The 19,212-nt window shown below is 63.3% G+C and carries 18 protein-coding genes; 7 read left to right on the forward strand and 11 right to left on the reverse strand.

Going from position 1 to position 19,212, the window contains the following annotated elements:
* Positions 1-136: 136 nt before the first annotated feature.
* Both KGA89_RS04855 and cueR read left to right on the forward strand, forming a co-directional pair.
* Positions 137-2,530, forward strand: a complete 2,394-nt coding sequence (locus tag KGA89_RS04855; protein ID WP_003197468.1) for a heavy metal translocating P-type ATPase — start codon at positions 137-139, stop codon at positions 2,528-2,530.
* On the forward strand, positions 2,527-2,931 hold the full coding sequence (cueR, locus tag KGA89_RS04860; RefSeq protein WP_223470782.1) for a Cu(I)-responsive transcriptional regulator: 405 nt from the start codon (positions 2,527-2,529) through the stop codon (positions 2,929-2,931). The genes KGA89_RS04855 and cueR overlap by 4 nt, the downstream gene beginning before the upstream one ends.
* 163 nt (positions 2,932-3,094) lie before the next feature.
* Here the strand turns inward: cueR and KGA89_RS04865 are convergent, their stop codons facing one another.
* The gene (locus tag KGA89_RS04865) at positions 3,095-3,988 is read right to left on the reverse strand and encodes a PA4780 family RIO1-like protein kinase (RefSeq protein ID WP_003197464.1); all 894 of its coding nucleotides are present in this window, start codon (positions 3,986-3,988) and stop codon (positions 3,095-3,097) included.
* Positions 3,989-4,228: 240 nt separating this feature from the next.
* A complete protein-coding gene (locus KGA89_RS04870) occupies positions 4,229-5,020 on the reverse strand; it encodes an AraC family transcriptional regulator (protein ID WP_223470783.1) in 792 nt (263 codons plus the stop codon).
* Positions 5,021-5,099: 79 nt separating this feature from the next.
* Between KGA89_RS04870 and KGA89_RS04875 the strand changes: the two genes are divergently transcribed.
* Positions 5,100-6,128 (forward strand): bile acid:sodium symporter family protein, encoded by a 1,029-nt coding sequence (locus tag KGA89_RS04875; RefSeq protein WP_223470784.1) that lies wholly within the window; start codon positions 5,100-5,102, stop codon positions 6,126-6,128.
* Here the strand turns inward: KGA89_RS04875 and KGA89_RS04880 are convergent.
* Positions 6,115-7,392 (reverse strand): acetyl-CoA C-acetyltransferase, encoded by a 1,278-nt coding sequence (locus KGA89_RS04880; protein ID WP_223470785.1) that lies wholly within the window; start codon positions 7,390-7,392, stop codon positions 6,115-6,117. The two genes, KGA89_RS04875 and KGA89_RS04880, sit on opposite strands and share 14 nt — an antisense overlap.
* A gap of 192 nt (positions 7,393-7,584) precedes the next feature.
* Here KGA89_RS04880 and KGA89_RS04885 point away from each other — a divergent pair, with 192 nt between their 5' ends.
* Both KGA89_RS04885 and KGA89_RS04890 read left to right on the forward strand, forming a co-directional pair.
* Positions 7,585-8,937 carry a 3-oxoacyl-ACP reductase gene (locus KGA89_RS04885; protein ID WP_013692168.1) on the forward strand — a complete coding sequence of 451 codons (1,353 nt, stop codon included), beginning with the start codon at positions 7,585-7,587 and terminating at the stop codon, positions 8,935-8,937.
* A 2-nt stretch (positions 8,938-8,939) separates the two neighbouring features.
* Positions 8,940-9,794: a MaoC family dehydratase gene (locus KGA89_RS04890; RefSeq protein WP_039010386.1), complete on the forward strand. Its 855-nt coding sequence runs from the start codon at positions 8,940-8,942 to the stop codon at positions 9,792-9,794.
* A 229-nt stretch (positions 9,795-10,023) separates the two neighbouring features.
* Here KGA89_RS04890 and KGA89_RS04895 read toward each other — a convergent pair whose 3' ends face one another.
* The 4 genes from KGA89_RS04895 to KGA89_RS04910 are packed head-to-tail and all read right to left on the reverse strand — an operon-like array spanning position 10,024 to position 12,283.
* Positions 10,024-10,581 (reverse strand): DUF4136 domain-containing protein, encoded by a 558-nt coding sequence (locus tag KGA89_RS04895; protein WP_003197453.1) that lies wholly within the window; start codon positions 10,579-10,581, stop codon positions 10,024-10,026.
* Between the two features lie 20 nt (positions 10,582-10,601).
* Positions 10,602-11,219 carry a DUF4136 domain-containing protein gene (locus tag KGA89_RS04900; protein ID WP_014336399.1) on the reverse strand — a complete coding sequence of 206 codons (618 nt, stop codon included), beginning with the start codon at positions 11,217-11,219 and terminating at the stop codon, positions 10,602-10,604.
* Between the two features lie 12 nt (positions 11,220-11,231).
* Positions 11,232-11,981 carry a methyltransferase domain-containing protein gene (locus KGA89_RS04905; RefSeq protein WP_223470787.1) on the reverse strand — a complete coding sequence of 250 codons (750 nt, stop codon included), beginning with the start codon at positions 11,979-11,981 and terminating at the stop codon, positions 11,232-11,234.
* Positions 11,978-12,283 (reverse strand): MazG-like family protein, encoded by a 306-nt coding sequence (locus KGA89_RS04910; RefSeq protein WP_003186192.1) that lies wholly within the window; start codon positions 12,281-12,283, stop codon positions 11,978-11,980. Before KGA89_RS04910 ends, KGA89_RS04905 begins: the two co-directional genes overlap by 4 nt.
* A gap of 164 nt (positions 12,284-12,447) precedes the next feature.
* Here KGA89_RS04910 and KGA89_RS04915 point away from each other — a divergent pair, with 164 nt between their 5' ends.
* Complete coding sequence (locus KGA89_RS04915; protein WP_003197447.1) at positions 12,448-12,741, forward strand: hypothetical protein; 294 nt, start codon at positions 12,448-12,450, stop codon at positions 12,739-12,741.
* A gap of 210 nt (positions 12,742-12,951) precedes the next feature.
* Positions 12,952-14,301 (forward strand): MATE family efflux transporter, encoded by a 1,350-nt coding sequence (locus KGA89_RS04920; RefSeq protein WP_223470789.1) that lies wholly within the window; start codon positions 12,952-12,954, stop codon positions 14,299-14,301.
* A 3-nt stretch (positions 14,302-14,304) separates the two neighbouring features.
* Here the strand turns inward: KGA89_RS04920 and KGA89_RS04925 are convergent, their stop codons facing one another.
* From KGA89_RS04925 to KGA89_RS04940, 4 genes are all read right to left on the reverse strand, one after another.
* Positions 14,305-15,102: a DUF4123 domain-containing protein gene (locus KGA89_RS04925; RefSeq protein WP_223470791.1), complete on the reverse strand. Its 798-nt coding sequence runs from the start codon at positions 15,100-15,102 to the stop codon at positions 14,305-14,307.
* The gene (locus KGA89_RS04930; protein WP_223470793.1) at positions 15,099-16,406 is read right to left on the reverse strand and encodes a type VI secretion system Vgr family protein; all 1,308 of its coding nucleotides are present in this window, start codon (positions 16,404-16,406) and stop codon (positions 15,099-15,101) included. The genes KGA89_RS04925 and KGA89_RS04930 overlap by 4 nt, the downstream gene beginning before the upstream one ends.
* Before the next feature lie 280 nt (positions 16,407-16,686).
* On the reverse strand, positions 16,687-18,600 hold the full coding sequence (gene speA, locus KGA89_RS04935) for an arginine decarboxylase (RefSeq protein ID WP_003197437.1): 1,914 nt from the start codon (positions 18,598-18,600) through the stop codon (positions 16,687-16,689).
* A gap of 211 nt (positions 18,601-18,811) precedes the next feature.
* Positions 18,812-19,183 carry a translation initiation factor Sui1 gene (locus KGA89_RS04940; protein ID WP_003197435.1) on the reverse strand — a complete coding sequence of 124 codons (372 nt, stop codon included), beginning with the start codon at positions 19,181-19,183 and terminating at the stop codon, positions 18,812-18,814.
* Between the last annotated feature and the right edge of the window lie 29 nt (positions 19,184-19,212).

Here is a 19,212-nt window from a genome sequence, read left to right on the forward strand (position 1 = left end):
TTTCATCGCGGGCAAGCCTTGCTCCCACAGAGCCAGATCCCATATTAGGAGTCGACATCGCTTTTTGGATTAGCGCTTGACCTTGCCAACATGGCAAGGTTGATCCTGTAGTCATTCACTACAGGGAGCCTGACCGATGTCTGAATCCACCACGTTCGATCTACCGATTGCCGGCATGACCTGCGCCAGCTGCGCCGGGCGGGTCGAGCGGGCCTTGAGCAAAGTCACCGGCACCCGCGCCGTCAGTGTGAACCTGGCGACTGAACTGGCGCGCGTGCAGGCCCCCGAAGGCAGCCTGCCGGCCTTGATGCAGGCCGTCGAACAGGCCGGCTATAGCGTCCCCGTGCAAACCCTGGAGCTGAACATTGAAGGGATGACCTGCGCCTCCTGTGTCGGCCGGGTCGAACGCGCCCTGGGCAAGGTCGACGGTGTGAACAGCGTCAGCGTCAACCTTGCCAATGAGCGGGCCCACCTCGAACTGCTCGGCCAGGTGGATCCGCAATCCCTGATCGATGCGGTCAAGCGCGCCGGCTACGACGCCACAGTCTGGCAGACCGAACAACCCACTGACACGCAGGCCAACCGTCTGAACCGTGAACGCCTGATATTGGTGCTGGCGATTGCGCTGTCCGTGCCGCTGGTGCTGCCGATGCTGCTGCAGCCGTTCGGCGTGCACTGGATGCTCCCGGCCTGGGTGCAGTTCGCCCTGGCCACGCCGGTGCAATTCATCTTCGGTGCGCGTTTCTACGTCGCCGCCTTCAAGGCCGTGCGTGCCGGTGCCGGGAACATGGACCTGCTGGTGGCCCTGGGCACCAGCGCCGGCTACGGCTTGAGCCTTTATGAATGGGTGATCGCCCGCCCTGGCGGCATGCCGCACCTGTACTTCGAAGCCTCGGCCGTAGTGATTGCCCTGGTACTGCTCGGCAAATACCTGGAAAGCCGCGCCAAGCGACAAACCGCCAGCGCCATCCGCGCCCTCGAAGCCTTGCGCCCGGAACGGGCGATCCAGGTGATCGATGGCCAGGAGCGGGACGTTGCCATCAGCGCCCTGCGCTTGAATGACCTGGTGCTGGTCAAGCCCGGCGAACGCTTCCCGGTGGACGGCGAAGTACTGGAAGGCCAGAGCCATGCCGACGAAGCGCTGATCAGCGGCGAAAGCCTGCCGGTGCCCAAGCAGCCCGGCGACAAAGTCACTGGCGGCGCCATCAACGGCGAAGGCCGGCTGCTGGTACGCACGCTGGCCCTGGGTACCGAAACCGTCCTGGCGCGCATCATCCGCCTGGTAGAAGACGCCCAGGCCGCCAAGGCCCCGATCCAGAAACTGGTGGATAAAGTCAGCCAGGTCTTCGTACCGGTGGTGCTGGTGCTGGCCCTGGCGACGTTGATCGGCTGGTGGTTGTACGGCGCGCCGTTGGAAACCGCGCTGATCAACGCCGTCGCCGTGCTGGTGATTGCCTGTCCCTGCGCCCTGGGCCTGGCGACGCCCACGGCGATCATGGCCGGCACCGGCGTGGCCGCGCGCCATGGGATTCTGATCAAGGACGCCGAGGCCCTGGAGCGCGCCCATGAAGTCGACACCGTGGTGTTCGACAAGACTGGCACCCTGACCTCCGGCACGCCGCGTATCGCCCACTTGACGGCTCTGGAGGGAGATGAAGACGCGCTGCTGAAAATGGCTGGCGCCCTGCAACGCGGCAGTGAGCACCCTCTTGCCAAAGCCGTGTTGGACACCTGCGCCGAGCGCGGCCTGGACGTGGCGGATGTCAGCGACAGCCAGTCCCTGGCTGGACGCGGTATCGCCGGCAGCCTCGACGGGCGCCGCCTGGCCCTGGGCAATCGACGCCTGCTGGACGAACTGGGCCTGGAGCCCGGTTCGCTGGCCGAGTCGGCACTGGCTTGGGAAACCGAAGGCCGCACGTTGTCCTGGCTGATCGAACAAGGCGCGACGCCTCGGGTGCTGGGCCTGTTCGCCTTCGGTGACACGCTCAAGCCCGGCGCCCTCGCCGCCGTACAGGCCTTGAATGAACAGCACATCGCCAGCCACTTGCTCACCGGCGACAACCAAGGCAGCGCCCGAGTGGTGGCCCAGGCGCTGGGGATCTCCAATGTCCATGCCGAGGTATTGCCAGCGGATAAATCCGCCATCGTCCAACAGTTGAAGCGCCATTCGGTGGTGGCGATGGTGGGCGACGGCATCAACGACGCCCCCGCCCTGGCCGCCGCCGATATCGGCATTGCCATGGGCGGCGGCACCGACGTGGCGATGCATGCCGCGGGCATCACCCTCATGCGCGGCGATCCGCGACTGGTGCCGGCGGCGCTGGACATCAGCCGCAAGACCTACGCCAAGATCCGCCAGAACCTGTTCTGGGCGTTCGTCTATAACTTGATCGGCATCCCCCTGGCGGCGTTCGGTTTTCTCAACCCGGTGCTGGCCGGCGCGGCCATGGCACTATCGAGCGTCAGCGTGGTGAGCAACGCGTTACTGTTGAAGTTCTGGACACCCAAGCAGCTGGAGGACAAGCGATGAACATCGGCCAAGCGGCCCGCCAGAGCGGCCTGAGCGCGAAGATGATCCGCTATTACGAGTCCATCGGCCTGCTCAAGGCCGCCCATCGTACTGACAGCGGCTACCGGATCTACGGCGCCGATGACCTGCACACCCTGGCGTTTATCAAGCGCTCCCGCGACCTGGGATTCTCCCTGGAAGAAGTCGGCAAACTGCTGACCCTCTGGCAAGACCGCCAACGCGCCAGCGCCGACGTCAAGGCCTTGGCCCGCCAGCACATCGAAGAACTGAACCAGAAAATCCGCGAACTGGCCGAGCTTCGCGACACCCTCCAGGATCTGGTGGAACACTGCCACGGCGACCACCGCCCGGACTGCCCGATCCTCAAGGAACTGGCGTCGGGGTGTTGCCAGCCGATGTAAAACTGTGGGAGCGAGCCTGCTCGCGATGACCGCCGTACATTCAGCATCGATGCAAGCTGACCCACCGCTATCGCGAGCAGGCTCCCACAGGGGACTGCGGTGGGTATGGGATTTTGGAGTGCCCACAAAAGACCCGGCCTTGGCCGGGTTTCTGTTCAACCGATCATTGCATCCATGGCGGTGGTGGTTCTTCGGTCTTGCCGGGCGGGGCATCGTCGGCGGCGCGTACGGCCTGGCGGCGTTCCTCGTCCAGGCGCGCGGCTTCGATCTCGCGCATGATCCCGCCGACATCCGCCAACTCTTCCGGCTCGTCGAACTCGCCGGTCAGCACGCTGGCCGGGTGCAAGGTGCCGGCTTCATACAGCGCCCACATTTCCTTCGCGTACTTGGTGCGCTTGAGCTCCGGAGCGAACCGGCCGAAGTAGGACGCCATGTTGCCCACGTCCCGCTCCAGCATGCTGAAGGCATGGTTGTTACCCGCAGCATCCACGGCCTGCGGCAGGTCGATGATCACCGGCCCGGTTGGCGTGAGCAGGACGTTGAACTCCGACAGGTCGCCGTGCACCAGACCGGTACACAGCATCAGCACGATCTGGGAAATCAGATAGGCGTGATATTCACGGGCCTGGTCCGGCTCCAGCACCACGTCGTTCAGACGCGGTGCCGCATCGCCATACTCGTCGGCCACCAACTCCATCAGCAGCACGCCTTCAAGGAAGTCGTACGGCTTGGGCACGCGCACACCCGCGCCAGCCAAGCGGAACAGCGCCGCCACTTCAGCATTCTGCCAGGCGTCCTCGGTTTCCTTGCGCCCGAACTTCGAGCCCTTGGCCATGGCCCGGGCCTGACGGCTGTTGCGGACCTTGCGGCCTTCCTGATATTCGGCCGCCTGACGAAAACTTCGCTTGTTCGCCTCCTTGTAGACCTTCGCGCAACGTAGCTCGTTACCGCAGCGCACCACATAAACAGCTGCTTCTTTACCACTCATGAGTGGGCGCAGCACCTCGTCGACCAGACCGTCCTCGATCAGGGGTTCAATGCGTTTTGGAGTCTTCATCAGCTTTTATTGTGGGTCCTTTATTACCAAACACGCGAATGACAGTCGTTATACGGCAATCCTTCCTCCACGGGGAGGGGTTGCCGACCTATGAACCTGTGATGCACACAATGTGCCGGATCAATCGACCGAGCCGAATCATAGCCGAGACCGAACCTGGCATTGCTAACTGAATGCCCGGGCATTTGCGACAAGAGCTGACAGTCATGTCTACCGTCGGCTGTAGGAGAGTGCGACGACTCAATGCTTGAACAGTTCCCCCGGCGTAAACCCGAACATCCCCTTGAACGCCGCAATGAACGCGGACGTTGAATCATATCCGCAGGACAACGCAGCGCTGGTGACGCTGTCGCCCTGCTCCAGCGAGCCCAGGGACGACAACAAGCGCATGCGCTGGCGCCAGGCGCGAAAGCTCAGGCCGGTCTCGCGCTGGAACAGGCGCATCAGGGTTTTTTCCGACGTGCCCAGGCGCTCAGCCCAGGCGTGCAAGGTAACGCTCTGCTCAGGCTGTTCGATCACCTCGTTACACAGCCCCAACAGACGGGCATGTCGCGGCAGCGGCAGGGAGAATCCCACCTCCGGCAAAGTCGCCAACTGGTCCAGCAACACCTGCACCAACCGTTGCTCCTGGGTGTCGCCTTGCGGGTAATCGACCGGAAGTTGACAGAACACCTTGATCAACTCGCGGGCCAGTGGCGTGACTTCCAGCACCCGACAGCGTTCATCGGCCCAGGGGCAGGCGTGACGATGCACATACAAGCTGCGCATTTCCGCTCGGGTGGAGGTCACCACATGGTGTTCCAGGTCGGCCGGGATCCAGATGCCCCGTTGTGGCGGGGCGAAGAAACTGCCGGCGGCGGTGTGTACGCCGAGAACGCCGCTGATGGCGTAGGAAAACTGCACCCAGTCATGACGATGGGCTTGCGTCCAGGAACCGGCGCTCAAACTTTCGACACGGGCGTACAGCGGCCTCGGCAATTGCGCCAGGTCGGGGATGCGGCGTTCGAGCTGTTGGTGTCCGTTAGGCGGCATTGATTGGCCTTATGTCGCAAGACGACTGGTAGGGACGACGTTAGGCTAAGTCGACTTTTCTTACAACTTGCGGTGCCCTATGCATATCCTCAGACACCTCAAACGCATGGTGACCGACTGGTTCCTGTGCGGCATGTTGCTCGCCACGCTGCTGGCGTACTTCTTTCCAACCTTTGGTGCCACGGGCGGTGCCATGCATGCCGAATGGGTGGTCAACATCGGCATCTTCGTGGTGTTCTTCCTGCACGGGGTCAACCTGTCCGGCGAACAGATCCGCCACGGTTTGAAGAACATCCGCCTGCACGTGATGGTGCAGGGTTTCACCTTTGGCGTGTTTCCGTTGCTCTGGCTGATCAGCCACTGGCTAGTCGGCAGCCACGTGCCGGCGCTGTTGATGCTGGGGTTCTTCTATCTGTGCGCCCTGCCCTCGACCATTTCTTCCTCGGTGGCGCTGACCGGCAGTGCCGGCGGTAACGTGCCGGCGGCGATTCTCAACGCGAGCCTGTCCAGCGTACTGGGGATTTTCCTGACACCGTTGCTGGTCAGTTTCGTGGTCGGCAGCGGCGCCGGTGGCATCGACCTGGGGTCCACCTTGCTCAACCTGTGCATGATGTTGCTGCTGCCACTGGTGCTGGGGCAGTTCCTGCGGCGTTGGTTGGCTGGCTTTTTCGGCAGGTACAAGCGCTACACCAGCATCATCGACAAACTGGTGATCCTGCTGCTGGTCTACGCCGCGTTCTGCAACTCGATGGTGTCCGGCATCTGGCAACAGCAAGGCCACGGCGTGCTATTGAGCGCAGTGCTTGGTAGTGCCGTGCTGCTGGCGATCATCTTGTGGGCGACCACCCGTACCGCCCGCGCCCTGCAATTGCGCAGCGCCGATGAAGTTGCCGCGGTGTTCTGTGCCAGCAAGAAATCCCTCGCCGCCGGGGTGCCCATGGCGGCGTTGATTTTTGGCAACCATCCCGGCCTGGGGCTGATCCTGCTGCCGATCATGATCTATCACCCGCTGCAGTTGATCGTCTGCTCGATCCTCGCCGAGCGCTACGCCAGCCATCACCGGGAACTGGCGTCCCGCCAGGACGGCGCCGTCCTCAGCGCTCGATAATCGCCGTCACCCCCTGGCCCGCTGCGGCGCAGATGGAAATCAAGCCGCGACCTCGCCCGGCGGCATCGAGCAACTTGGCGAGGTTGGCGACAATGCGCCCGCCCGTGGCGGCAAACGGGTGCCCGGCGGCCAGGGAACTGCCCTTGACGTTCAACCGGCTGCGGTCGATGGACCCTAGCGGCGCGTCGAGCCCCAGGCGGGTCTTGCAGTAGTCCGGGTCTTCCCAGGCCTTCAGTGTGCACAACACCTGGGCGGCGAACGCTTCATGGATCTCGTAGTAATCAAAGTCCTGCAAGGTCAAACCGTTGCGCGCCAGCAATCGCGGCACGGCGTAGACCGGGGCCATCAACAGCCCTTCGGCGCCATTGACGAAATCCACCGCCGCCGTTTCACCGTCGCGCAGATACGCCAGAATCGGCAGGCCTCGGACCTTGGCCCACTCTTCGCTGCCCAGCAGCACCAACGAAGCGCCATCGGTCAATGGCGTGGAATTACCAGCGGTCATCGTGCCCTTGGCGCTTTTTTCGAAGGCCGGCTTGAGGGAGGCGAGTTTTTCCGGGGTCAGGTCCGGGCGCAGGTTGTTGTCCCGGGTCAGGCCAAGAAACGGTGTCATCAAGTCGTTCTGCCAACCTTCGGCATAGGACGCGGCCATTTTCTGATGGCTTTCCAGGGTCAGCTGGTCTTGCGCCTCCCGGGGGATCTGCCAGGTCTGGGCCATCAACTCGCAATGCTCACCCATGTTCAGGCCGGTGCGCGGTTCGTTGATGCGCGGCAGGTCGGGGACCAGGTGCTGGGGGCGCAGTTGCAGGAAGGTCTTGATCTTGTCCGCGGTGGTCTTGGCGCGATTGGCTTGCAGCAGGATCCTGCGCAGCCCTTCATTGACCGCGATCGGCGCATCCGAGGTGGTGTCGACGCCGCCGGCAATGCCGCTGTCGATCTGCCCCAGGGCAATCTTGTTGGCCACCAGCAGCACTGTCTCCAATCCGGTGCCACAGGCCTGTTGTACGTCATAGGCCGGCGTCATCGGTGACAGCCGCGAGCCAAGCACGCATTCGCGGGTCATGTTCATATCGCGGGAGTGCTTGAGCACCGCACCGGCAGCCACTTCACCGATGTGCAAGCCATGCAGGTTGTAGCGTTCGATCAGCCCCTCGAGGGCTGCCGTCAACATCGCCTGGTTGCTGGCGGTGGCATAGGCCCCGTTGGAGCGGGCGAACGGAATGCGGTTACCACCGATGATCGCGACGCGGCGTAGTTGTGTCATGAAGAACTCCCCTGTAGGTCTAATGCACTAAGAACACTCAACCGCCCCCTGTGGGAGCAAAGCTTGCTCCCACAGGGGGTCGGTGCCCTGGAAAAAGCGCTCCCGCTCAAGCTTAGGCTTTATCTCGCCAATCGAACGACTGATTGCCAATCATGGTCCACACTTGGAACCTCATCAGCCGGAGTGTGTTCCATGTCTGACCGTTATATCGACTTTGCCAACTCGCCCATTGGCCGGCGCATGGTCGGGTCCCTCGGCCTGCCATCGCCGGTACGCCTGGAACGCTGGCAGGCCGGGCGCCTGCGGCCGATCGAAGGCGCATTGCTACTGGGCGGCGGGCCGTTGACCGAGCAGATCGGTACGTTTGCCAAGCGCCTGACCGATACCATCTTCATCTACGGCGGCGAACCGACCCTGGCCACCGAATGGATCCCCGGCCATGGCCCGAAAATCAAGGCGGTGGTGTACGACGCCAGCCATTTGGTGCAGGCCGACCAGCTCAAGCAGCTGCGGGAATTTTTCCAGCCGCTGATGAAAAACCTCGACCACAGCGCCCATGTCGTCATCCTCGGTCGCGCACCGGAAAAACTTGCCGACCCGTTCGCCGCCAGTGCCCAGCGAGCGCTGGAGGGTTTCAGCCGTTCCCTGGCCAAAGAGCTGCGCCACGGCGGGACGCTGCAACTGCTTTACGTCGGCGACGGCGCCGAAGCCCAGCTGGAAGGTGCGCTGCGGTTTTTCCTGTCGCCCAAGAGCGCCTTCATCTCCGGGCAGGTCATTCGTCTCAACGCCTGTGACACCCAGGTCCAGGACTGGACCCGACCGCTCACGGGGCTCAAGGCGCTGGTCACTGGCGCAGCCCGCGGGATCGGCGCCTCCATCGCCGAAACCCTGGCCCGCGATGGCGCCGACGTGATCCTCCTGGACGTCCCGCAAGCCAAGACCGACCTCGACGCCCTGGCGGCACGCCTGAGCGGACGCAGCGTCACGCTGGATATCTGCGCCGAAGACGCCGCCGCACAGTTGATCGGGCACCTCCCCGACGGCGTGGATATCGTGGTGCACAACGCCGGCATCACCCGGGACAAGACCCTCGCCAACATGACCCCGGAATTCTGGGACGCAGTGCTGGCCGTCAACCTCAACGCCCCGCAAGTGCTGACCAAGGCCCTGCTCGACAGCGGCACCCTGCGCGACAATGGCCGGGTGATTCTACTGGCGTCCATCAGCGGCATTGCCGGCAACCGTGGGCAGACCAACTATGCGGCGAGCAAGGCCGGACTGATCGGCCTGGCTCAGGCCTGGGCGCCGGTGCTGCAGCCACGCGGTATCAGCATCAACGCCGTGGCGCCGGGCTTCATTGAAACCCGCATGACCGCCGACATCCCCTTCGCCTTGCGCGAAGCCGGGCGGCGCATGAGCTCCCTGGGCCAGGGCGGCCTGCCCCAGGATGTCGCCGAAGCCGTGGCCTGGCTCGCGCAACCGGGCACGGGCGCCGTGACCGGGCAGGCGCTGCGGGTATGCGGGCAAAGCCTTCTGGGAGCGTGACCATGACGATCCAATGGCAGGAAGTCAGCAGCCCGTCCTCCATGTCCGGGCTTTACTGGAAAGCGGTGACACGGCGCAAGGTCACCGGAACGACCCTGCCCGAGGAAGGACTGCGTCAAGTGCTTCAAGTCGACCCGCAACGCCTGGCGGCCTATCGCAAAGTCTGCGGTTTCGTCGATAACGGACTGCTGCCGTCGACCTATCCCCACGTCTTGGCGTTTGCCCTGCAAATGCAATTGCTCACCGCACGGAATTTTCCATTCCCACTGCTGGGGCTGATCCACTTGAGCAACCGCATTCGTGTATTGCGGCCCATGGGCGGGGTTGGCCAGGTGCGGGCCAGCGTCAATGTCGAGAATCTTCAAGCCCACCCCAAGGGCGTGGTATTCGACCTGGTGACCCGCCTCGATGATCAGTTGGGGCCGCTATGGGAGGCCCAGAGCCAGATGCTGTGCAAAGGCGTCCAGCTCGACGGGGCACTCGTGGAGGACTCGCCGCAGGCCAGCCTGTCCTTGATTGAAGTCGCACGCTGGACCGCACCAACGGACATCGGCCGGCAATACGCCAAGGTGTCCGGCGACTACAACCCGATTCACCTGAGCGGCATCAGCGCCCGGTTGTTCGGCTTCCCCACCGCCATCGCCCATGGCCTGTGGAACAAGGCCCGGACCTTGGCGGCGCTGGATGACCACCTGCCCGAGGCCAACATCGAGATCGATGTGACCTTCAAGAAACCGGTGCGCCTGCCCAGTGAGGTGATACTGCTGTCGAGCGCGGCGGGGTCCAGTGGGCAACTGCAACTGGTAGGGGCTGGGGGTTTGGAGCATATGGTAGGAGAGTGGCGGCCGGTTGCCTGAGCACCATGATGGTCTCCACACCCTTCCCCTGTGGGAGCGAGCCTGCTCGCGAAGGCGGTGGGTCTGCTTACATCCAGGTTGAATGTATTGCCGTCATCGCGAGCAAGCTCGCTCCCACAGTTTGTTCCGGGGTGTTCACAGAACAGGTGGCCGCCACAAAATCCCTGTGGGAGCGAGCTTGCTCGCGATGGCGGTGGGTCAGCTCACATCCATCTTGAATACGTCGTGGTCAACGCGGCGGGTAGTTGGACAGGATCCGTCCCACCGTCTCGCGCACGGCCGTGTTGCGGTCAGTCGGGTTGGGGGAGTTGCTGAGCAGTTGTTCGTCACTGCCACGCCACACCAGCTTGCCGTCCTTGCCATCGAGCAGGTCGATCTGCACGGTGGCGACCTTGTAGCTGATGTTGCGGGTTTCGTTGTACATCGGTCCGCCCCAATAGCCATTCCAAGGGCCGCCCCAACCGCCGCCGCCGTAGTTGGTGGTGATCTGCTGCTGGCGGTCCTCGACGATCAAATAGGCCTGGACCAGTACATCGCCATGCCCGCCAGCCGCCGGACGCAGGCCGCGCTGGTCGAGTTGATCGGCAACCGCCTGGCGGATCCGCTGTTCGGTCAGGTCGCTCTTGATGCGAGGGTCATCGGGGCGATATTGCAGCGCCGGCTCTTTCCAGCTCCAACTGCGATACGCCGCGAAATCGCGGCTGGTGTCGAAGTCATGGTTGACCTGGTTAGAGGCACAAGCGCCCAGCAACAGGGTGAAGGCCAGTAGAGCAAGACGGCGAAACATGGTTTATCTCCGTTGCGTAATCAACTTGGAGGATACGCCGACATGGCTTTTTCCACCGCCGCACGAATGGCATCGGTGCGCTCGCTCTGACTGCCCCGCTGGCCGGTCTCGGCGCTGGCGCTCCACACCGGTTGCCCCGTACGGGCATCGAACAGGTCTACCCGCACCACCACGACCTGCTCCTGATACGTGCGCACCATCGGCACCGGATGGTACATGCCATAACCCGGACCATAGCGGTCATAACGGTTATAGCCGCCGTAGTAGCCGGCATCGTAGTCATCCCGGACCTGGCGCACGCGGGTTTCCAGGCGCAGGTCGGCGCTGACGAACAGGTCGGCGGGACGGTTGTCATGCAGCGGGCGCAGGCCACGCTGGTCCAGGGCATTGCTCACCGCTTCGGCCACCTGGGCCGAATCCGCCCAGGCGGTACCCGACGGCAGGCGCCCGTCGCGCCAGGCCCAACTGCGGTAGCGCCCGTAGTCACGGGGCGGCGCAGGATAAGCACTGCGGTCAAACACCGTGGCGGCCTCGGGCGGCGCCGGCGGCAGCGGATTGGACGTGGCGACATAGGGGTTGCTGCCCTGGCAAGCCGCCAGTCCCAGACACAGCATCAACAACCCTGAACGACCTTTCATTTCGCTCTCCGGTCACACTGAACGGCAGATCCAGTGCAGATAACGTCCCAACCCGGCAAACGCCGGATGGCGACGGTGGGCCAGTTCCATTTCCAGCAACTGCGCAAGCTCCACGCGGCCCTGGAACTCCACCGGCATGTAGTCATGGAAAACCCGCACACCACTCTGGTTTTCGACCTGCCACAGGCCTTCAAGTTGCGCCGCCAATTCTCGCGGATCAAGGGGTTGTTGCGGCGTCAGGCTCTGTTTTTCGCCGGCCATGTCGTTTTTGCGCAACTTGCGAAAATGCCCCTTGAGCAGGTTGCGATAGACCAGCGCGTCGCGGTTGTAGAACGCCAGGGACAGCCAGCCGCCCGGGACTGTGAGTTGATGCAGCACCGGCAGGATCGCATAGGGCTCAGCCAGCCATTCCAGCACCGCGTGACACAACACCAGGTCGTAAGGCTCGGTGAGCTGGCCGAGCAGGTCCTGCCACGGTGCCTGGATGAACGTGGCGCTCTGGCCCGCCTCGGCAAAGCGCTGGCGGGCGCCTTCGAGCATGGGCTCGGCCGGCTCGGCCAGGGTCACCTGGTGACCGCGCTCGGCCAGCCACAACGACATGTGGCCCAGGCCCGCGCCGATGTCCAGCACGCGCAACGGACGCTGTGGCAAGCTTTCCAGCAGATCGGCCTGAAGCACCGCCAGGCGGATCGCACCCTTGGCCCCGCCGTAGATTTTTTCCGCAAAGCGCGTGGCGAGCAGATCGAAATGACGGTCGCTCATTGGCCGAACCGCCGTTCGCTGTCGGCGAGCTTGCTGCGCACCACGGCGTCCATGTCCAGGCCCAGTTCGCTGCAAAGCAGCAACAGGTACAACACGATGTCACCGACCTCCTGCCCGGCGTGGGCCAGTTTGTCCGCCGGCAACTGGCGCGACTGGTCCTCGGTCAGCCACTGGAAAATCTCCACCAGTTCGGCCATTTCCACACTGGCGGCCATGGCGAGGTTTTTCGGGCTGTGGAATTGCCGCCAATCGTTACGGTCACGAATGGCATGCAGGCGTTCGGTCAGTTCAACAAGGTTCATCGGGTTCTCCTGAATGCGCATAGCTTCAGGGGGATGACCAGGGAAGGCAAGAGTCTCGGTACGAAGCGACGGTTTGCCCCATAATCGAACCAACTCGGCCGCCACAGCTCCTACAATCAGGAGCCAACGGCTCAGCTCGGATCCCCTCCCATCAGGATGCACATATGCAGGTAGAAAGCTTTTTCGAATGGCTCGGCCAGGCGCTCGGTTCGGTGATCCGTTTCATCGTCGACCTGCTCAGCGGCTTGTTCAACACCCTGGCCAATGCTGGCGGCAACTTCGTCGATGGGCTATCACGCACCCTGGGCATGGACACCTCGATCATCAGCATCATCGCGCTGATCCTCGGGCTGATGCTGCTCTACTCGGCGATCCGCGCGTTCATGCGGGCCTCGATCGTCATGGGCATCATCTGGCTGGTGCTGGGGTTGTGGTTGTTGAGTTGGATCATTCACTAGGGCCCAGAGCACTGGGTGGGAGCAAAGCTTGCTCGCGATACAGGCGCCTCGGTTCCCTGAAAGACCGCGTCATCTTCATCGCGGGCAAGCCTTGCTCCCACAGATTTTCTTGAGATCGAACGCAGAGCGTCCCTAGGGGCATTCACACGCGGAGCGTGGGAACGATCAATGCGAGAACCCGCTACAATCGCGCTCCATCAAGGAGCCCGCATGTCCAACCTGACCACCGACTGGCGCGACCGCCTTACCCATCGCCGGGTCTGGGCGCTGGCTGCGCCGATGATTCTCTCGAACATTTCCGTACCGCTGGTGGCCTTGGTGGACAGCACCGTCATCGGCCATTTGCCCCATGCTCATCAGTTGGGCGCCGTGGCGGTCGGGGCGAGTTTGTATACGGTACTGGCGTGGGCCATGGGCTTCTTGCGCATGGGCACCACCGGGTTCGCCGCCCAGGCCGCCGGACGTGGTGACGGGGCGGCGTTGCGACAAGTGTTGTTGCAAGGACTGCTGTTGGCGATGGGGTTGGCGGTACTGCTCGGTGCCGTCGGCGTGCCATTGAGCGACGTGGCGTTGCACTTCATGCAGCCGTCCGCCGAGCTCAACCAGTTGACCCGTGACTTCTTCCACACCCGACTCTTCGGCTTGCCGGCGGCGCTGGCCAGCTATGCGCTGGTAGGCTGGTTCCTCGGCGCCCAGAATGCCCGGGCCCCGCTGGCGATCCTGCTGGTAACCAACCTGGTCAACATCGCCCTGAACCTGTGGTTCGTGATCGGCCTGGACTGGGGCGTGACCGGCTCGGCCCGGGCGTCGGTAATCGCCGAGTGGACCGGCGCGCTGGTCGGCCTGGCCCTGGCCCGCAACACACTGCGCGCCTGGCCCGGGCAAATCGCCTGGGCCGCCCTGGGACTGTGGCACAGCTGGCGCCCGTTGCTGGCGGTGAACCGGGACATTTTCATCCGCAGCCTGGCGCTGCAAGCGGTGTTTTTCCTGATCACCGTGCAAGGCGCACGCCTGGGGGATGCGACCGTCGCGGCCAATGCCCTGCTGCTCAACGGCCTGTTGCTGACAGCCCATGCCCTGGACGGCCTGGCCCATGCCGTCGAAGCGCTGTGCGGTCATGCCATTGGCGCCCGCGACCGCCTGGCCCTGCGTCGCTCGCTGGTGGTGGCGTGCGGCTGGTCGTTGATTGCCAGCCTGGGCTTTGCACTGCTGTTCCTGCTCGTCGGCCACCTGTTCATCGACATGCAGACCAACATTCCCGACGTGCGCGCCACCGCTTATCACTACCTGCCATACCTGGCAGCCCTGCCACTGATTGCGGTCTGGAGTTACTTGCTCGACGGACTGTTCATCGGCGCCACCCGTGCCCGGGAAATGCGCAACGGCATGCTACTGACCCTGCTGCTGGTGCTGCCCATCGCCTGGGCGCTGCAAGGGTTGGGCAACCATGGGCTGTGGATCACCTTCCTGCTGTTCATGGCCCTGCGCAGCCTGACCCTCGGTGCTTTCGCCTGGTACTTGCAGCGACACGATCGCTGGCTCGGCGCATCTGCCCACTAACGCTCAATCCTGGCGGCCCTGCCACCGCCGACGCAGATGCTCGAACCGCTCGCGCTGCGAACCGCCCACCAGGCCAGGTACTAGCCGCGCATCGGGGTATTGCAGGCGCAGCCACAGCCAGTCATCGAGCACCGCCCGCTCGGTAAACCCCAGCGCCAGGCCCTGTTGCAAATTCCCCCAGAGCCGCTGGTAATCACACCCGGTAGCACGGGACCATTGCCAGGCGTGACGCTCCAGCAGGCATCGTTGCAACTGGCCCTGTTGTCGGTCGCTGAGGCCGTGCTCCTTCTCCAGCGCCGCCACCGACAGCCCCGGGTTGGACAGTTGTTGCCAACCCTGGCTGCCGATCGCCCGGTCGGCCCAGGTGCCGCCAAACCAGCGCAACAAACTGATCGGCCCCAGCCAACAACTGAGCTCCCGAGGGTCGCAACCGTCGAAGAAGTAGCTGGCGATGTGCGGGTTGTAATAGCTCAACAACGCTTTGTGATGCAGGCCCAGGGTCACCGTCAGCATGCGCCGCAGATGCGCCAGCAATTGCGCAGCGGGCGATGGGCTGACCAACAACAGCCCCGGCCAGGAACGTGGGTCCAGATGACAGAGGCTGGCCAGCGCAGGCGAATGGCGCAAATCCACCAACAGCGGACCGTGCTCTCGCAGCCCATGCAGCTCGGTGTTTTCAAACAAGGCAAAGCACCGGGCCTTGGCGAACTGCGCGCGCACAAGCCGCCCAGCGCCAGGCGCACTCGGTACGTCGAGCAGCAGCCATTGCGGCGTTGATCCAGACAGGGCCGCGGCGTTCATCGAGCAATGCCCGCACCGCGCCGCATGAGCATACGGCAGGTGCACAGTGGCTGGGCGCAGGGGCTGAAAGGCCCGCCTTCGGGCAACAAGCACAACAAGATCAGCGGCTCGGCGTCCCGGATTGCGGACAACAGGCGCGGATCGGCAACCGACGGCCCATATGTTTCGCCTGTGGATGATTCATCCACAACCTCTACTGGGGCAGGCGCATTCAGAAATGCACTGATCAATGGCCGATCCGGATCGCCTTCGATAAAGCTCACCAGCACCTCGGTGCCGTCACTCAAGGCGTCCGCCCCGCCCATGGCCAGTTCGGGCGCCAAAGGCAGCCAGCAATGACTGGGGCTGGAACCTTCGCCCTGGTAGACCCAGTCAAACTGCACCGCCACGCGCCCCGCTCCCAGCTCCGGCGGTTCATCCACCGCCACGACCCAGCCACGTTGCCGGCTCACCATGCGTGGTTTTGCAGGGACCTCGTCCGGCACGAACAGCACGCCCCGGGGAATCGCCTTGAAATGATTGCCGTACACCCCCGCCTGTGCGCGATGCTCGACCTTCGTCAGCAGCCAGCGCCGGTTCCAGCCGGCAAACGGATGGGCCGTCAGCGTCAGCACCTGACCACTCTGCAGGTTCATCAAATCGCTGCGGCCCTGGGCGACCTGCGCCCCCGACACATCGGTTTGCACGCTGAAGGAGCGCACCGCGGCAATCGGCTCGTCGTCCGCATAACCCGCCTTACCGCCTGGGGGAAAACTGTGCGGATTATCAGCGAACACCAGGCAATGCCCGTCCCGAGTGTGTTCGAAATGAAAGTGGATACCCGCCTGGGCGCATAGGCGCTGCAGGAACTGCAGGTCCGACTCTCGATACTGGGTACAGAAATCCTGCAGCGGATAATCGCCACTCAAGTCCAGGCACAGACTGCGGCCACTGATGCCATGGGCCTTGAGCACCTGGCGGATGATCTGCGGCACCGAACGGGCGCTGAAGACCCGCTGGCTGAAACGCTGCGCCAGACAGGCCAGCTTCGGCCCGATACGCACCCGGCAGCCGGCGCCATGACGGTGTTGGACCAACTCATGAAGCTGCCCATGAATGCCTCGGCCTGGGGTCCCGAAACTCAACCAGACGCTGCGGTACAACAGGCCCGCCAGGTCCAGGTTCGCGTCGCGCAACAACAGCTGTGCTTCATAGACAAAGGGTTCGCTGATCGCTTCGCTACCCGTGAAGGCCACGACGTCAACAGGCTCGGGCAGACCGGCTATCTCCAGACGAAAGGCTGGTTCGCTGGCTGGATCGGACATCGGCGTTTCTCTACAGGAGGGGCGGTCGGGGATTCTCGCCGAGAGCCATGGCCGAGTAGAGGGGCCAAGTACAAGTTAGGAAAGGGACTACACGAAATAAGGACATCGCCGGTTAAATGCACCGACGTTCAGAAATAACGACGGCACAAATAAAAACGCCCTCCGGGACTGTCCGAAAAAACCCGCAGCGTGCGGTGCATTTTCTGACAGCCCGGGAGGGCATTGCCGATCAGTTAAATAAACCTGTGGCGAGGGAGCTTGCTCCCGCCACAGGGTTCTATCAGGAAGACAGATAGGACGAACGCGTCAGCCCCAGGCGCAAGGCATCGAGGAACTGGGTACGTTCAGCGGCGCTGATGCGGGCGCTGGCGCACTTGTCGCGGTAGTGAGTCATCAACTCCTCCGGCGACAGGTGCACGTAGCGCAGCATGTCCTCGATGGTGTCGTGGGTTTCGATACCGGCGTGGTACACGCTGCCATCGGCGTTCTGGTAGATGTTCACCGAGTCGGTGTCACCGAACAGGTTGTGCATGTCACCGAGGATTTCCTGGTAGGCGCCCACCAGGAAGATGCCCAGCAGATAGTCTTCATCCGGCTTGAGTGCGTGAACCGGCAGGCTGGTCTCGATGCTCTGCTCGTCGACGTACTGCTTGATCTTGCCGTCGGAGTCACAGGTCAGGTCTTGTAGCACGGCGCGGCGCAGCGGCTCTTCGTCCAGGCGATGCAGCGGCAGGATCGGCAACACCTGGCCGATGGCCCAGGTGTCCGGCAGGCTCTGGAACACCGAGAAGTTGCAGATGTATTTGTCGGCCAACTTGTCGTTGAGCTCATCCAGCACCTGGCGGTGCGAGCGCTGGCGCGCCTTCAACGAGTTGTGCAGGCGACGGCACACCGCAAAGTAGCACTGCTCGGCCAAGGCTTTTTCGGCCAGGGTCAGCTTGCCGTCGGCATATTGGGTCGCCACGTCGCTCATGTAGTGGGTGGCGCGCCAGTAAGTCTCGGTGACCATCTCGATATCGGTCGGGCCCAGCAGGTCGACCAGCCATTGCACGGTTTCCGGCAGTTCCTGCTTGTTGTCGATCGCCGGCACGTCGTCGTTGTGTTTCTCGACGTCGGTCACCTGCACCACCAGCATGGCGTGGTGAGCGGTCAGCGAGCGGCCGCTTTCGGAGAAGATGTTCGGATGCGGCAGGCTCTGGGCATCGCAGAACTCCTTGAGCATGCCGACCACGACACCGGCGTAATCGTCCATGTCGTAGTTGATCGAACTGGCATTGCGCGAGTGCGTGCCGTCGTAGTCCACACCCAAGCCACCGCCGACGTCGATGTGATCCACCGGCAGGCCGAGGTTGCGCAGCTCACCGTAGTAACGGATCGCTTCCTTGAAGCCGTGCTGGTAGTCCGCCAGGTTGGCGATCTGCGAGCCCATGTGGAAGTGCAGCAGGCGAATACCCTGGTCCAGGCCGGCAGCCCGGAAGCGCTCGACCACCGACAGCAGTTGCGCGGCCGACAAGCCGAACTTGGACTTCTCGCCACCGGTATCGGCCCACTTGCTCGACGCCAGGGACGACAGGCGCACGCGCAAGCCGACCTGCGGCTTGACCTTGAGCGTTGCCGCCTCTTCGATCACCAGGCCGACTTCGGACTCTTTCTCGATAACGATGAAGACGTTGTGACCGAGCTTCTGGCCCATCAGCGCCAGACGGATGAATTCGCGGTCCTTGTAGCCGTTGCAGACGATGGTGCCGCCCTTCGGCGCCAGGGCCAGGACCGCCAGCAGCTCCGGCTTGGAACCGGCTTCCAGGCCGATGGAGACGTTCTGGGTGGCGATGATGTTCTCGATCACCGCTTCCTGCTGGTTGACCTTGATCGGGTAGAGCGCGGTGTACTTGCTCTGGTATTCCAGGCGCGCGATGTTGCTGTCGAACGCGCCGGTGAGTTGGCGCACACGGTCTTGCAGGATATCGGGGAAGCGCACCAGCAAGGGCAGCGACAGGCCGCTCTGGCGCAACTGGTCGACTTGCTCGAACAGGTCGATGGGCGAGCTGTCGGGACCGTTCGGACGGACTTCGACGCGACCGGCTTCATTGATCGCGAAATACCCGGCCCCCCAATGGCGAATCCCGTAAACACTGCGGCTGTCCGCAACTGTCCATTGGCTGCCATCGTCTTTGCGTGTGCGTCGTACGGACATCGAAGTCCCCTATAAAGAAGTCAAAATGCACCATCCGGTCGGAGGCTGGGGCAGTCTAGAGAGTGAAAATGACGAATTGCCTGTTAGCAAGGTAGACCCTGCTCCCAGCGATGAGTTTAGAAACCCGTTCAGAACAGGCTCTGTGAAAACCATGCGGGCGACCTCGAACGTTGGGTTCGGGTCAAGCCGAGGGTGGTTTTCACAGAGGCTGCTAGCCGCCGGATTTCTTTGCCTTGAAGCCGTGCTTGACCAGTTCCGCCAGCAGCAGCTCGACGTGATCGCCCTGGATCTCGATGATGCCGTCTTTCAACGCACCACCGGTGCCACAGCGCTTCTTCAACGTGGTGGCCAGCTCCTTGAGCGCGTCTTCGGCCAACGGCACGCCAGTGATCGTGGTCACCGTCTTGCCGCCGCGACCTTTGCTTTCACGGCGCACGCGCGCAATGCCGTCACCGGCAGGGATGGCGGTCTGTTTGCAGATGCAGGCATCCACCGGCTGACGGCAATCAGGACAATGACGACCGGCGTCGGTAGAAAATACCAGGCCGCCCAGGGCGGCGAAGGATGCGGCTTTTTTGGCCACCGGCAATCCTCTCGGGAGGACAAAGACTG

Origin of the sequence: Pseudomonas sp. A-RE-22, from assembly GCF_019956035.1 — a bacterium.
Classification (GTDB): domain Bacteria; phylum Pseudomonadota; class Gammaproteobacteria; order Pseudomonadales; family Pseudomonadaceae; genus Aquipseudomonas; species Aquipseudomonas brassicacearum.